This is a genomic window from Pseudomonas chlororaphis subsp. piscium, assembly GCF_003850345.1.
GTDB lineage: Bacteria > Pseudomonadota > Gammaproteobacteria > Pseudomonadales > Pseudomonadaceae > Aquipseudomonas > Aquipseudomonas piscium.
Genome location: NZ_CP027707.1, coordinates 437,318 through 452,162 on the forward strand (window position 1 = coordinate 437,318; position 14,845 = coordinate 452,162).

General features: G+C 61.2%; 11 protein-coding genes. 6 read left to right on the forward strand and 5 right to left on the reverse strand.

From position 1 onward, the window contains the following. Window positions 1-26 precede the first annotated feature (26 nt). Window positions 27-1,142 carry a bifunctional transcriptional activator/DNA repair enzyme AdaA gene (locus C4K38_RS01985; RefSeq protein ID WP_053277070.1) on the forward strand — a complete coding sequence of 372 codons (1,116 nt, stop codon included), beginning with the start codon at window positions 27-29 and terminating at the stop codon, window positions 1,140-1,142. Here the strand turns inward: C4K38_RS01985 and C4K38_RS01990 are convergent. The 4 genes from C4K38_RS01990 to glnA all read right to left on the reverse strand — a co-directional run bounded on the left by C4K38_RS01990 (window position 1,114) and on the right by glnA (window position 5,949). Continuing rightward, a complete protein-coding gene (locus C4K38_RS01990; RefSeq protein WP_053277071.1) occupies window positions 1,114-1,629 on the reverse strand; it encodes a DUF4124 domain-containing protein in 516 nt (171 codons plus the stop codon). The two genes, C4K38_RS01985 and C4K38_RS01990, sit on opposite strands and share 29 nt — an antisense overlap. 88 nt (window positions 1,630-1,717) lie before the next feature. Beyond that, complete coding sequence (locus tag C4K38_RS01995; protein WP_053277072.1) at window positions 1,718-2,260, reverse strand: chorismate mutase; 543 nt, start codon at window positions 2,258-2,260, stop codon at window positions 1,718-1,720. Window positions 2,261-2,346: 86 nt separating this feature from the next. Then, window positions 2,347-4,380: a toxin-antitoxin system YwqK family antitoxin gene (locus C4K38_RS02000; protein ID WP_053277073.1), complete on the reverse strand. Its 2,034-nt coding sequence runs from the start codon at window positions 4,378-4,380 to the stop codon at window positions 2,347-2,349. Between the two features lie 162 nt (window positions 4,381-4,542). After that, the gene (gene glnA / locus C4K38_RS02005; RefSeq protein WP_025808253.1) at window positions 4,543-5,949 is read right to left on the reverse strand and encodes a type I glutamate--ammonia ligase; all 1,407 of its coding nucleotides are present in this window, start codon (window positions 5,947-5,949) and stop codon (window positions 4,543-4,545) included. Between the two features lie 330 nt (window positions 5,950-6,279). Here glnA and thiI point away from each other — a divergent pair, with 330 nt between their 5' ends. Continuing rightward, the gene (thiI, locus tag C4K38_RS02015; protein WP_053277074.1) at window positions 6,280-7,734 is read left to right on the forward strand and encodes a tRNA uracil 4-sulfurtransferase ThiI; all 1,455 of its coding nucleotides are present in this window, start codon (window positions 6,280-6,282) and stop codon (window positions 7,732-7,734) included. Window positions 7,735-7,873: 139 nt separating this feature from the next. Further along, window positions 7,874-9,694 (forward strand): translational GTPase TypA, encoded by a 1,821-nt coding sequence (typA, locus tag C4K38_RS02020; protein ID WP_025808250.1) that lies wholly within the window; start codon window positions 7,874-7,876, stop codon window positions 9,692-9,694. 130 nt (window positions 9,695-9,824) lie between these two features. On the opposite strand, the gene C4K38_RS02025 is transcribed toward typA, so the two are convergent. After that, complete coding sequence (locus tag C4K38_RS02025; RefSeq protein WP_023970087.1) at window positions 9,825-10,268, reverse strand: YkgJ family cysteine cluster protein; 444 nt, start codon at window positions 10,266-10,268, stop codon at window positions 9,825-9,827. 264 nt (window positions 10,269-10,532) lie between these two features. On the opposite strand from C4K38_RS02025, the gene C4K38_RS02030 reads away from it, so the two are divergent. The 3 genes from C4K38_RS02030 (at window position 10,533) to C4K38_RS02040 (ending at window position 14,808) form a co-directional block, all read left to right on the forward strand. Beyond that, entirely contained in the window at window positions 10,533-12,983 is a 2,451-nt protein-coding gene (locus C4K38_RS02030; protein WP_053277075.1) for a glycogen/starch/alpha-glucan phosphorylase, read from the forward strand. A gap of 208 nt (window positions 12,984-13,191) precedes the next feature. After that, a complete protein-coding gene (locus C4K38_RS02035; RefSeq protein WP_053277076.1) occupies window positions 13,192-14,202 on the forward strand; it encodes a class 1 fructose-bisphosphatase in 1,011 nt (336 codons plus the stop codon). A gap of 3 nt (window positions 14,203-14,205) precedes the next feature. Next, window positions 14,206-14,808 (forward strand): DUF924 family protein, encoded by a 603-nt coding sequence (locus C4K38_RS02040; protein WP_053277077.1) that lies wholly within the window; start codon window positions 14,206-14,208, stop codon window positions 14,806-14,808. Window positions 14,809-14,845 lie beyond the last annotated feature (37 nt).

Consider the following 14,845-nt stretch of genomic DNA (forward strand, 5'->3'; position numbering starts at 1 on the left):
ATTCCCCTCTGGTGCTGGAGACGGCCATGGACAACGCCCCCTTGCTGTTCCAACTGCCCGACGACGACACCCTGTACCGCGCCTTGCTCGAACGCGACCCGGCCTATGACGGGTTCGCTTTCGTCGGGGTCAAGAGCACGGGAGTGTTCTGTCGGCTGACCTGCGCGGCGCGCAAGCCCAAGCGCGAGAACACGGTGTTCTTCAGTTCGATCAAGGCCTGTGTCGAGGCGGGTTTTCGCGCCTGCCTGCGCTGCCGCCCGCTGGAGCAGACAGGTGCCCAGGAGCCCCTGGTCAAACAGCTGCTGGCCTTGCTGGAAAACAATGCTGACAAGCGCTGGTATGAAGGCGACCTGATCGAACTCGGCTTCGACCCTTCCACGGTGCGCCGGGCCTTCAAGCGCCACTTCGGCGTGACCTTCCTGGAAATGGCCCGGCTGCGGCGGATCGGCGAGGGCATGCAGCAACTGGCGGGCGGCGCCAGCGTGATCGATGCGCAGATCAGCGCCAGTTTCGATTCCGACAGCGGCTTTCGCAGTGCCTTCACCCGGCTGCTCGGCCAGCCGCCGTCGAACCTGCGTGGTTGCGAGCTGCTCAAGGCCGATTGGCTGCAAACCCCGATCGGCGTGATGCTGGCGGTGGCCGATGCGCAGGCCCTGCATCTGCTGGAGTTCTTCGACCGTCCGGCCCTGGCCACTGAGCTGAAGCGCCTGCAAGAGAACACCGGCTCGACCATCGGCTTCGGACGTTTTGCCCCCATCGACCAGATCGAGAGCGAGTTACGGCGATTTTTCGCCGGGGAGTCGGCAAGTTTTGCCACGCCGCTGGCGCTGAATGCTTCGGCCTTTACCCGTACGGTGTGGCAGGCCCTCAGGGCGATACCTCCAGGCGTTACCCGCAGTTACGCCGAGGTGGCGAGCAGCATAGGTTCGGCCTCCGCCGTGCGGGCCGTGGCTCGGGCCAATGGCGCCAACCAGATCGCCATCGTGATTGCCTGCCACCGGGTGATAGGTTCCGACGGTTCGCTCACCGGTTATGGCGGCGGGCTCTGGCGCAAACGCTGGTTGCTCGAGCATGAGCGGCGCCTGTACGCGCAGGTTCAGGCGCGACACAACCTCAGGGCCGATGAACCCGTTGCAGGGTGAAGGTCAACGCCGGGCTTTGCTGCACCACTTGCTCGCCATCGAGTACCTGCACCGCCAGGCGATGCTCGCCGCGATCGATGTTCACCAGTTGCAGGCTCGGCACGTTGCCGGGTTGGCCATAGGCTTGGTCGTCCAGTAGCAGGCGCAGGCGATGCTCGTTGTGCAGGGGCGGTTGCAGGCGGACCTCGACCTTGAAGCTGCCGTTATTGGCCCGCATCACACCGCCATCCGGCACGCCACTCAGCTCCAGGATGGTGTAGACCGGTGCGCGGGTGGGTGGCGTTTGTACTGGATCGATGCCGGGCGGTGTGAGCGGCCTGGGCGCCTCGATGCGGTTCAGCGGCGCCAGCTCGACGGCCTGGCCGGGCACGCCGGCCGGCGGCTGGTCGCTGTAGGCGGTGTTGCCGTGGGCGTCGGTGTAGCGGTAGATCTGCGCGGCGGCCGGCAGGGCGGTCAGCAACAGCAGGTAGAGACAGTGCACACGCATGGCGGCTTTCCTGGGAGCTTGGGTCGGCGGCTTCAAAGACGAAACTGCCTCCAGCATAGAGCCGCGGACCGGGCCCAGGTTCGCCGCTTCAACCTTTGAACACACAAAGCTCGGCGGTGGCGCGGATCAGCGCCAGCTGGCGCAGCGCTGGGCGGTCGCCGCCGTGGGTGGCCTGGGCCAGCCACTGTAGGCACTGCGGGTCGTTGCGGTAGGGGCTGAAATCCGCCAGTTGCTGCAGCAGGCGTTTTTGTAACAGGTCGAGTTGTGGGCGGATCTGCCCCACCAGGTCCGGGCGCGGTGCGTCCGGTGCCTGGCCTTGCAGGGTCCATTCGGACAGATGGGCGTACTGCACCAGCTTGTTGGCCTCGATCTGTGCGGAGAAGAACTGTTCCACCGCCGCGCCGTCGAGTTTGTAGGCCGGTGCCTGGGCCACCGCGCCGGCAATCACCTCACGCTCGCGCGGGCGGTCTTCCACCGGTTTGTGGCTGTCCCATTTGCTCAGGGCCACCTGGTCGGCGATGGCCAGGCGTTCTTCGATGCTGGCCAACAAAGGGCTGAGGGTGGCGGGGGCGGCGCAGGCATTGCCGGCCAGCAACAGGGTCAACAGGGCAAGGCAGAATCGCGAAGTCATGGAGGGTCTCGGCTTCTTGGGGACAATTTGGCGGCCATGATGCACGCAAAACCGCAGTGCCTGGCAAGCGCCGGGCACTCGGTAGGTCATTGGCCGGCCGCGGCAGTCGCGGGCGCCCCGCAATTGGTCGGGCTGGAAGACAGTCGCTTGCCGCTTTCGTCATAGACGATCCGGCAGGCGCTCAAGCCGTTGTCGATCAGCTCGCGGCTCTTGATCGCGCCGTTGCGGTGATAGCACAGCTGTTCGCCAGTCAGTTGGCCGTCGGATTCATGACTTTTCACCTGTCGTTGGTTGACGGTCATCCAGGTGAAACCCACCGAGTTTTTCTGGCACTCGACCTGCCCATTGTCGTAGTAGGTGCGCTGAGTGATCTGGTCATTGTCGCCGATGATCTTCTCGCGGATCTTTTGGCCTGTCTCATAGTTGTACTCGACGGAGCCTTGGGGGCTGCCAAAGAGAAAGTCCGTTTCCCAGGACAGCTTTCCGTGGGTGAACCGCCGTTGTTTTCCACAGCGCTCGACGGTTGAGCCGCGCTTGTCGAAGCGGCACCAGTTGGCTTCCTCATAAAGCACTTCGTCCTGATCGTATTGTTTCATCAGGCCGACAAAGCGCCCTCCCTCGAAGCGTCCGACCGTGGCCGGCGTACCGTCGCGCAGGAAGGTCAGGTGAGGGCCTTCGTACCTATCGTTGTGCCAGGAAATATCGCTGATCAGCTTGCCGTCTTCGCTGTAACCCAGTGAGCGGCCTTCCCGTTTGCCATTCTCATATTGCTGCGAGTACTGCAGGTTGCCGCTGGGGCTGTAGCCTTCGCGGGTACCGGACAGCACATCTGCCTTGTAATGCTCGATCAGGACCAGCACGCCGTTGGCATCGGCTTCGCGCAACTCGCCCTCTTTTTTATCGGCGACGAAGTTCAGGCTCTGGCTATGGCCCTTGTCTGTCTTGAGTATCCACGGGCCGCTTTTCAGGCCGTTCTCGAAGTTGCCGCGACCTGCCTGGGTCACCCATGGCCCTTCGCGTTTGTCGTTGCGATAGCTGCCGCTTTCTGTGAAACCGTCCACCTGTTCTTCGCTCGGACCGTCGAGCACACCCTGGACATAGGTCTGGAAGCCGGTGATAGCGGATTCGCCTCCTTCGTCGTAGGACAGCACCCAGCGTCCCTCGCGCAGATCGTCCCGGTATTCGCCGGTAGCGGTTTGCCAGCCATTGGACTCAGTCCACTGGCCTTGGCGTTTGCCATCGACAAAACGGCCGTGGGTCCAGCCATCGTCCGGGTTGGAAAAACTCCATTCGCCGGTGCGTTGGCCGTGGGCATAGGCACCCTGGGCGATGACGGCTCCGCCGAAACTCGAGTACTCCACGTAGGCCCCGTCCTCGCTGCCAGTGAAGCGCTGCGGCTCGGTTTCCCAGGTGATGTGGCTGGCCCGGTAGTTGTACAGCAGGGGCTCGCCTTCCAGTGCGGGCTCGTCACCGCGCCAGTAGGTGGCGGTGAGAAAGCGTCCGTTCTTTTCGGCAAAGGTCTTTTTGTAGCGGTACTGGTCGGCTCCGGGCGGATTGGCGGTGATGGGCTGCCCGTTAGCGTCGAAATAACCCACCAGGGTGCCGGCCGAATGGTCGAGCTGGTCGAATTCGTCGATACCCGAGTCTTCGTAGAAGTAGCTGTAGTTCAGCGGTGTCAGCTGGCGCAGGGCCTGTTTCACCGTCAGGGCATCGAGTTTCTTGCGGTCTTTGGCGATGCGCTCCAGGGCGGGCTGCAGTTTCTCCAGGCGCCGGTAGAGGTGGTCGTTTTCGTCATAACGGTAGGCATGCACGCGATACTGGCCGCTCTGCTTGAACAGCACCAGGCGGGTCGGGGACTCGCTGTCCAGGGCAATGTTGAACACCGACTCGATGGTGGCATTGCCGAAGTCATCCAGCAGTTGCGGCTGGCTCTCGTCCGGGTCGACCGAGTAATAACCTTTGACGCTGCCGCCCTGCTTGATAAAGGCCAGGGTCGCCGAGCTTTCCGCCAGGCCGGTGATCAGCGGGTGGGCCAGGGATTTACCTGCATAGAAAGGAGCCGCCTGGGTGCTGCCGAACGCCAGGCAGGCGATCAGGCCGAGAGAACGAGTCCACTGCATACGAATCCCTTCGTCGAGGCGCCAGACAGAGGGCGCGAGAGGCGCGGATTATCCATGGATGAATAGCCCGGGGGAATGCTCCGGGGCGATGGGCGGGTAATAAAAAAGGCCTCCCGAGGGAGGCCTTTTTCTTGTCACGCCGCGTGGGGCGGCGCTACTGGATCAGCAGCTGTAGTACAGCTCGTATTCCAGTGGGTGTACGAAGGTACGAACCTTGATTTCTTCTTCGCTTTTCAGGGCGATGTAAGCGTCGATGAAGTCGTCGCTGAAAACGCCGCCTTTGGTCAGGAACGCACGACCTTTGTCCAGCTCTTCCAGGGCTTCTTTCAGGCTGCCGCAAACTTGTGGGATCTCTTTCGCCTCTTCAGGCGGCAGGTCGTACAGGTTTTTGTCAGCGGCGTCGCCAGGGTGGATCTTGTTCTGGATACCGTCCAGGCCGGCCATCAGCAGGGCAGCGAAGGCCAGGTATGGGTTGGCAGCCGGATCCGGGAAGCGCGCTTCGATACGGCGGGCTTTAGGGCTCGACACGTAAGGGATACGGATCGAAGCGGAACGGTTGCGAGCCGAGTAGGCCAGCATCACTGGAGCTTCGAAGCCTGGAACCAGACGCTTGTAGGAGTTGGTGGCCGGGTTGGTGAAGCCGTTCAGGGCCTTACCGTGCTTGATGATGCCGCCGATGAAGTACAGGGCGGTATCGGACAGGCCGGCATAACCTTCGCCAGCGAAGGTGTTCTTGCCGTCTTTCCAGATCGACATGTGTACGTGCATGCCCGAGCCGTTATCGCCGTACAGAGGCTTAGGCATGAAGGTAGCGGTACGGCCGTAGGCGTCGGCAACGTTGTGTACAACGTATTTCAGGGTCTGGGTTTCGTCGGCCTTCTTCACCAGGGTGTTGAACTTGACGCCGATTTCGTTCTGGCCGGCAGTCGCCACTTCGTGGTGGTGGACTTCGACGGTCAGGCCCATTTCTTCCAGTGCGTTGCACATGGAGGTACGGATTTCGTGGTCGTGGTCGAACGGTGGAACCGGGAAGTAGCCGCCTTTGACGCCTGGACGGTGGCCCTTGTTACCGCCTTCGATGTCCTGGTCGGACATCCATGAACCTTGCTCGGAGTAGATCTTGAACATCGAGCCGGAGATATCGGACTTGAACTTCACTTCGTCGAAGATGAAGAACTCAGGCTCTGGGCCGGCGAATACGGTGTCGCCGATACCGGTGGCTTTCAGGTGCTCTTCGGCGCGCTTGGCGATCGCGCGAGGGTCGCGGTCGTAGCCTTGCATGCTCGAAGGCTCGATGATGTCGCACACCAGGATCAGGGTCGGCTCTTCGGTGAACGGATCCAGCACGGCGGTTTCGTCGTCTGGCATCAGGATCATGTCGGAGGCTTCGATGCCTTTCCAGCCAGCGATGGAGGAACCGTCGAACATCTTGCCGACTTCGAAGAAGTCGTCATCCAGCGCATCACGGGCCGGCATGGTCACGTGGTGCTGAGTGCCTTTGGTGTCAGTGAAGCGCAGATCAATCCATTTGACGTCATGATCTTTGATGAGTTGAACCGACTTCGACATAGTGTCCTCCGGGTGGCTTCGGGCGGGTGTTGGTGTGCCCTTAGAATGTGGGTGATGCCGGCGCAGATACTCGGCCATGGCAACCTGCCTCACAAGGGAGCAAATTGCATGCCAGTGCCCTGAGTTGGGTTTTATGCCCCAAACTCACGCATTCCGGGAGGTATTTGGGCCAGATTGGCAAACCGGCGCACCGCAATGTTGCGTTTTTATCTGGATGTGACCCTTTTTGGTGCACGAAAAACCGAGTGCACATTAATTGGTTAAACCTTGAGCAATTTCCGCTATAATCCGCGCCCCCCTTTTTCGGCTGGCCCAGCGCGCGCTGTTTTCATGAAACTAATCGTTAAAGTTTTCCCGGAAATCACCATCAAGAGCCGCCCGGTACGGACGCGTTTCATCCGTCAGCTGGCCAAGAACATCCGTGCCGTGCTCCGCGATCTGGACCCGGCTGTGGTGGTCAATGGTGTGTGGGACAACCTCGAGCTGGAAACCGCCGTCAGCGAGCCGAAAGCCTTGAGGGAGATGACCGAGCGCCTGAGCTGCATGCCGGGCATCGCGCATTTCCTGCAGGTCGATGAATACCCGCTGGGCGACTTCGACGACATAGTCGCCAAGTGCAAGCAGCACTTTGGCGAGGCCCTGGCGGGGAAAGTTTTCGCCGTGCGTTGCAAGCGCGCCGGCAAGCATGAATTCAGCTCCATGGACGTGGAGAAATACGTCGGCAGCCAGCTGCGTCGGCAGTGCGGCGCCGCCGGAATTTCCCTCAAAGAGCCGGAAATCGAAGTGCGGATGGAAATTCGCGACCAACGGTTGTTCGTGATCCACAGCCAGCACAACAGCATCGGCGGTTATCCGCTGGGCGCCCTGGAACAGACCCTGGTTTTGATGTCCGGCGGTTTCGATTCCACGGTGGCGGCCTACCAGATCATGCGTCGCGGCCTGATGAGCCACTTCTGCTTCTTCAACCTGGGCGGGCGTGCCCACGAATTGGGCGTGATGGAAGTCGCGCACTATATCTGGAAGAAGTATGGCAGCTCCCAGCGCGTGCTGTTCGTCAGCGTGCCGTTCGAGGAAGTGCTCGGCGAAATCCTCGGTAAAGTCGACAACAGTCATATGGGCGTCATTTTGAAGCGTATGATGTTGCGTGCCGCGTCGAGCATCGCCGACCGCCTGCACATCGACGCGCTGGTCACCGGCGAGGCGATTTCCCAGGTGTCGAGCCAGACCCTGCCGAACCTCTCGGTCATCGACTGCGTAACCGACAAGCTGGTGCTGCGCCCGCTGATCGCCAGCCACAAGCAGGACATCATCGACCTGGCCAACGAAATCGGCACCGCCGACTTCGCCAAGCACATGCCGGAGTACTGCGGGGTCATCTCGGTGAACCCCAAGACCCACGCCAAGCGCCATCGCGTGGAGCATGAAGAGAAAGAATTCGACATGGCGGTGCTCGAGCGTGCGATCGAGCGGGCCAAACTGGTGCCGATCGATCGGGTGATCGATGAACTGGGCCAGGATTTGCAGATCGAAGAAGTCAGCGAGGCGCTGGCGGGCCAGATCGTGATCGACATCCGGCATCCGGATGCTCAGGAAGACGACCCGCTGGAGTTGGCTGGCATCGAGATAAAAGCGCTGCCGTTCTATGCATTGAACGCACGCTTCAAGGAACTGGACCCTACTCGCCAGTACCTGCTGTATTGCGACAAAGGCGTCATGAGTCGCCTGCATGCTCACCATCTGCTCAGTGAGGGACATGCCAATGTGCGCGTTTATAGACCGAGCTAAGTGCCCGGGGCTGTTTGCCTGTGGCTTGCGTCACCGGCCCCCCGACGCCACCGTCAAGCTGTAACGGCCTTGCCGGACTCTATTGTTAATCGCTGCCAGCAGTTGTCAGCACACCGAATCCTCTGATCGAGATACACAAGTGATCGAAAATCTACGCAACATCGCCATCATTGCTCACGTTGACCACGGTAAAACCACCCTGGTAGACAAACTCCTGCGTCAATCCGGCACCCTGGAGCGCAACGAGCTCAACGACGAGCGCGTGATGGACTCCAACGACCAGGAAAAAGAGCGCGGTATTACCATCCTGGCCAAAAACACCGCCATCAACTGGAACGGCTACCACATCAACATCGTGGACACCCCGGGCCACGCCGACTTCGGCGGCGAAGTTGAACGTGTAATGTCGATGGTCGACTCCGTTCTGCTGCTGGTCGACGCCCAAGACGGCCCTATGCCGCAAACCCGTTTCGTGACCAAGAAGGCTTTCGAAGCCGGCCTGCGTCCGATCGTGGTGATCAACAAGGTCGACCGTCCAGGCGCGCGTCCTGACTGGGTTCTGGACCAGATCTTCGATCTGTTCGACAACCTGGGTGCCACCGAAGAACAGCTGGACTTCAAAGTCGTCTACGCCTCGGCCCTGAACGGTATTGCCGGTCTGGACCACACCGACATGGCTGAAGACATGACCCCGCTGTACCAGTCGATCGTCGACAACGTTCCGGCTCCAGCCGTTGACCGTGACGGTTCGTTCCAGATGCAGATCTCCGCTCTGGACTACAACAGCTTCCTGGGTGTGATCGGCGTTGGCCGTATCGCTCGCGGTCGCGTCAAGCCGAACACTCCGGTTGTGGCTATCGACGTCGATGGCAAGAAGCGCAACGGCCGTATCCTGAAGCTGATGGGTCACCACGGTCTGCACCGTGTGGACGTTGAAGAAGCAGCTGCCGGCGACATCGTCTGCATCAGCGGTTTCGACGAGCTGTTCATCTCCGACACCCTGTGCGATCCGACCGCTGTCGAAGCGATGAAGCCGCTGACCGTCGACGAGCCGACCGTTTCCATGACCTTCCAGGTCAACGACTCGCCATTCTGCGGTAAAGAAGGCAAGTTCGTGACCAGCCGTAACATCAAGGAACGTCTGGACAAAGAGCTGCTGTACAACGTTGCACTGCGCGTTGAAGAAGGCGACTCGGCCGACAAGTTCAAGGTTTCCGGCCGTGGTGAGCTGCACCTGTCGGTACTGATCGAAACCATGCGTCGCGAAGGTTTCGAAATGGGCGTTGGCCGTCCTGAAGTGATCATCCGTGAAGTCGACGGCGTGAAGCAGGAACCGTTCGAAAACGTCACCATCGACATCCCTGAAGAATCCCAGGGCAAGGTCATGGAAGAAATGGGTCTGCGTAAAGGCGACCTGAGCAACATGGTTCCGGATGGCAAGGGCCGTGTACGCCTGGAATACAACATTCCAGCCCGTGGTCTGATCGGTTTCCGTAACCAGTTCCTGACCCTGACCAACGGTGCAGGCATCCTGACCTCGATCTTCGATCGCTACGCTCCGATGAAGTCCGGCCACATGTCCGGTCGTCAGAACGGCGTACTGGTTTCGGTTGAAACCGGCAAGGCACTGACCTACTCCCTGGAAACCCTGCAGGCGCGCGGCAAGCTGTTCGTCGAGCACGGCCAGGAAATCTACAACGGTCAGATCGTTGGTCTGAACAGCCGTGACAACGACCTGGGCGTGAACCCAACCAAAGGCAAGAAGCTCGACAACATGCGTGCTTCGGGCAAGGACGAAACCATCGCCCTGGTTCCGCCGGTTCGTTTCACCCTGGAACAGGCTCTGGAATTCATCCAGGACGACGAGCTGTGTGAAGTGACTCCTAAGTCCATCCGTCTTCGTAAGAAGATCCTGGACGAAGGCGAGCGTACCCGTGCTGCCAAGAAAGCCAAGAACTGATCTTTTAGTTCAGACTGAATAAAAACGCCCCCGGTCGAAAGGCCGGGGGCGTTTTTTTTTGATCTGCGAAAAAGCTTGGGTTCTGTAGCCGCTGGGGCTCGGCAGCGGCTACAGGGCTACCGGCCGGGGCTCAGAAGCGTTCCAGGGTCCGGCTGCTGGTGTTGGTCGGGCGCTCGACCGGCTTGGGCTTGTACGCGCAATAACCTGGACGCGGGCCGATCTTCGGGTGGTTGCGGCAGGTGTCCGGGCGCTTGTCATAAATGGTGCACAGGCGGCTCTTACGATCCAGATACAGGCAGTCGTTGTTGCTCATGCGCTGCAGGGTGAAGATCTCGGACTTCTGGTTGTAGCGCTCGACAATGCCTTCCTTCTGCAGGCGCTTGGCGATGTTCTTCGCCGGCTCGCCGCGCTCGAATTCGTCGACGATACCGATGCGGATCAGATCCTTGATCTTGACCTCCACCGGCAGGGTGCAGCAGCTGGACATGCAGGAACCGCACATGGGCGCGGAATACTTGGCCCAGGTATCGAGTCGGTCGATTTCCGCGGCGGCGATCAGGTTGGACTTCATCAGGCTTGTTTCCAGCGTGTGTATCAGGGCGCGCGATCATACCGGTACTGGTGGATTTTTGAACAACCATTTAACGGAATTTACGCCTGTCCAAGGGGATTGCAGGGTCGGCACGGCATCTGCATCATTTTTACCAGCTGCCGCGGGAGACGCCGCTTCTGTTCGGGCAATTGCAAGACGCACCGAACCAGAGACTTTGGCTCCTGTCAGACCGACTAGGCTCAGACAATTCCATGCTCACTGTCTATCTCGCTCGAGGTCGTATTCATGACTCAGGAACTGCAAGTTCGTGACGCTGAGGTGGCCGCTTTTCGCGATGCCGTCCTGACCAAACTCACCTACGCGGTGGGCAAAGACCCGGACCACGCCTTCGACCATGACTGGTTCGAAGCCATCGCCCTGGCGGCGCGCGATCACATGGTCGAGCACTGGATGGACCATACGCGGCAGATCTACCGCAAAGGCCAGAAGCGCGTTTATTACCTTTCCCTGGAGTTCCTCATCGGCCGCTTGCTCTACGACAGCCTGAGCAACCTCGGGCTGCTGGACGTGGCGCGCGATGCCCTGAACGATCTGGGCGTCGACCTGGAGCGCATCCGCCTGCTGGAGCCGGACGCGGCGCTGGGCAACGGTGGTCTTGGCCGCCTGGCGGCGTGCTTCATGGAAAGCATGTCGACCCTGGGTATTGCCGGCCATGGCTATGGCATCCGTTATGAACACGGCCTGTTCCGCCAGGCCATAGTCGATGGCTGGCAGCAGGAGCAGACCGAGCACTGGCTGGACTTCGGCAACCCCTGGGAGTTCGAGCGCCCTGAAGTGATCTATTCGATCGGCTTCGGTGGCAGCGTCGAGACTGTCACCGACGAGGCTGGCCATGCACGGCAGGTCTGGTGGCCGGCGGAAACCGTGCGTGCGGTGGCCTACGACACGCCGGTGGTCGGCTGGCGCGGCGCCAGCGTCAACACCCTGCGCCTGTGGCGGGCGCGGGCCATGGAAGACCTGCACCTGGAACGCTTCAACGCCGGCGACCACCTGGGCGCGGTGGCCGAGGTGGCCCGCGCCGAGAGCATCTCGCGGGTGCTCTACCCGGCGGACAGCACCGAAGCCGGGCAGGAACTGCGCCTGCGCCAGGAATACTTCTTCGTCTCCGCGTCCTTGCAGGACCTGCTGCGCCGGCACAAGAACATGCACGATTCGGTGCTCAGCCTCGGCGAGCATGCGGCGATCCAGCTTAACGACACCCACCCGTCGATCGCCGTGGCCGAACTGATGCGCCAGCTGGTGGACCTGCACGGCATCGCCTGGGAAGCGGCCTGGCAGATCACCGTCGAGACCCTGGCCTACACCAACCACACGCTGCTGCCCGAAGCCCTGGAAACCTGGCCGGTGGGCCTGATGGAACGCATGTTGCCGCGGCACATGCAGATCATTTACCTGATCAACGCCCAGCACATCGATTCGCTGCGGGCCAAGGGCATCCACGACTTCGACGTGCTGCGCGCGGTGTCGCTGATCGAAGAAGACAACGGGCGCCGGGTGCGCATGGGCAACCTGGCGTTTCTCGGTTCCCACAGCGTCAACGGCGTGTCGGGCCTGCACACCCAGCTGATGCGCAGCACGGTGTTCTCCGAGTTGCACAAGCTGTATCCGGAGCGGATCAACAACAAGACCAACGGCATCACCTTCCGCCGCTGGCTGTACCAGGCCAACCCCAAGCTGACGGCGATGCTGGTCGAGGCCGTCGGCCCGGAGCTGCTAGACAACCCCGAGGAGCTGTTGCTCAAGCTCGAACCCTTCGCCGAGAAGTCGTCCTTTCGCAAGCAGTTCGCCGAGCAACGCCTGCACAGTAAGCGCGCGCTGGCGGCGATCATCCATGAGCGCCTGGGCATCGCGGTCAATCCGGCGGCGCTGTTCGACGTGCAGGTCAAACGGATCCACGAGTACAAGCGCCAGTTGCTCAACCTGTTGCACACCGTGGCGCTGTACCAGGCGATCCGCGCCGAGCCGGAGATCGACTGGGTGCCACGGGTGAAGATCTTCGCCGGCAAGGCTGCGGCCAGTTATCACCAGGCCAAGCTGATCATCAAACTGAGCAACGACATCGCCCGCACCGTGAATAACGACCCGACCGTGCGTGGCCTGCTCAAGGTGGTGTTCCTGCCCAACTACAACGTCAGCCTGGCCGAAAGCATCATCCCGGCGGCCGACCTGTCGGAGCAGATCTCCACCGCCGGCTTCGAGGCCTCGGGCACCAGCAACATGAAGTTCGGGCTCAACGGCGCCCTGACCATCGGTACCCTGGACGGCGCCAACGTCGAGATGTGCGAACGGGTCGGCTCCGAGCACATGTTCATCTTCGGCCTCAGCGCCCAGCAGGTGGAGGCGCGCAAGCGCAATGGCGAGTTCAGCGCGGTGCCGGACATTGCCGCCTCCCATCGCCTCAACGATGTGCTGCAGGCGATTCGTGGCGGGGTGTTTTCGCCGGACGATCCGGCCCGCTACACCGGTCTGATCGATTCGTTGATCGACTATGACCGCTTCCACGTGTGCGCCGACTTTGACTCCTACTGGAATGCCCAGCTGCATGTCGAAGAGCGCTGGCGCGACAGCAATCAATGGTGGCGCTCGGCGGTGCTCAACAGCGCGCGCATGGGCTGGTTCTCTTCGGATCGGACCATTCGCGAGTACGCCACGCAGATCTGGAAGGCTCTGGAATAGGCCGTTCGCCGGCCCCTAGTGTCGAAAGGGCGGTCGAAAGGGCGCAGGCTAGCGCAGCCTGCGCCAGCGGCTACGGGTCGGATTTCGGGCTACGCTCAACCCCACGCATGAACTCTCTATGGCGGATCTCGTCTCATAGGAGGAAATGCACCCCGACTCGCGCTAAACTGCGCGGGTTTTTTAGCCCCCCATTCCTCCGGAGCCTTCCATGTCCCGCGTTACCCTGAGTCGCTATTTGATTGAGCAGACCCGCAGCAACAACACTCCTGCCGATCTGCGCTTCCTGATCGAAGTGGTGGCGCGTGCCTGCAAGGAGATCAGCCACGCCGTGTCCAAAGGCGCCCTGGGCGGTGTTCTGGGTAGCATGGGCACTGAAAACGTCCAAGGCGAAGTGCAGAAGAAGCTCGACGTGCTCTCCAACGAGATCCTGCTCGAAGCCAACGAATGGGGCGGCCACCTGGCCGGCATGGCGTCCGAGGAAATGGACAATGCCTACCAGATCCCGGGCAAATACCCGAAAGGCGCCTACCTGCTGGTGTTCGACCCACTGGACGGTTCGTCGAACATCGATATCAACGCGCCGGTCGGTACCATCTTCTCCGTGCTGCGTTGCCCGAACGAATACCTGAGCCAGAACGAAGCCCTGAACGAAAAGGCCTTCCTGCAACCAGGCACCCAGCAGGTAGCCGCCGGTTATGCCATCTACGGCCCGCAGACCATGCTGGTGCTGACCCTGGGCGACGGCGTCAAGGGCTTTACCCTGGACCGTGAAATGGGCAGTTTCGTGCTGACCCATGAAGACATTTCCATTCCTGCGTCCACCCAGGAATTCGCCATCAACATGTCCAACCAGCGCCACTGGGAAGAACCGGTCAAGCGCTACGTGAGCGAGTTGATGGCAGGCGAGGAAGGCCCGCTGAAGAAGAACTTCAACATGCGCTGGGTGGCCGCGATGGTCGCCGACGTACACCGCATCCTGACCCGTGGCGGTCTGTTCATGTACCCGCGCGACAGCCGCGAGCCGGAGAAACCAGGCAAGCTGCGCCTGATGTACGAAGCCAACCCGATGTCGTTCCTGGTGGAGCAGGCGGGCGGCGCAGCCACCAACGGTCACCAGCGCATTCTCGACATCCAGCCTGAAGGCCTGCACCAGCGCGTAGCGGTGTTCCTCGGCTCGAAGGAAGAAGTCGCCCGCGTCACCTCCTACCACAAGGAATAAATCATGGCCGCGCCCTGGCAGCCCCTGCTCGACTGGTGGTTCGGCTCTGCCGAGAAACCTGCGGACATCAAAGCTGAAAAGGGCGGGCTGTGGTTTGGCAAGCGCGACAGCCAGGACCTCGAAGCGCGCGAGCGTTTCGGGGATCTGGTGGAACAGGCCTTGGCCGGCGGATTGACCGAGTGGGCGCAACGCCCGCAGGGTTGGCTGGCCCTGGTGCTGCTGCTCGACCAACTGCCACGCATGTTGTATCGCGAAACCCCCAAGAGCTTTGCCGGCGACTTGCGTGCCCAAGCATTGGTGGCCCAGGGCATCGCCGCGGATTTCGACCGGCAACTGCCCGCGATGCAGCGCAGCTTCATCTATCTGGTGTTCGAGCATTGCGAGAATCTGGCAGTGCAGAACGAAGCGATCTCCAGGTTCGCCGCGTTGCAGGACGAACAGCCGCCGGAAGATCGACCGGTGTTCGCCGACCAGCTGGATTACGCCGAACGGCATCAGAAAATCATCGCCCGCTTCGGGCGCTTCCCCCATCGCAACCGGATTCTCGGGCGTGAGTCGACGCCGGAGGAACTGGCATTCCTGCGCGAGCCGGGTTCCAGCTTCTAAATCTGCTGAGCGGCATCAAAAGCTATCGCGGGCAAGT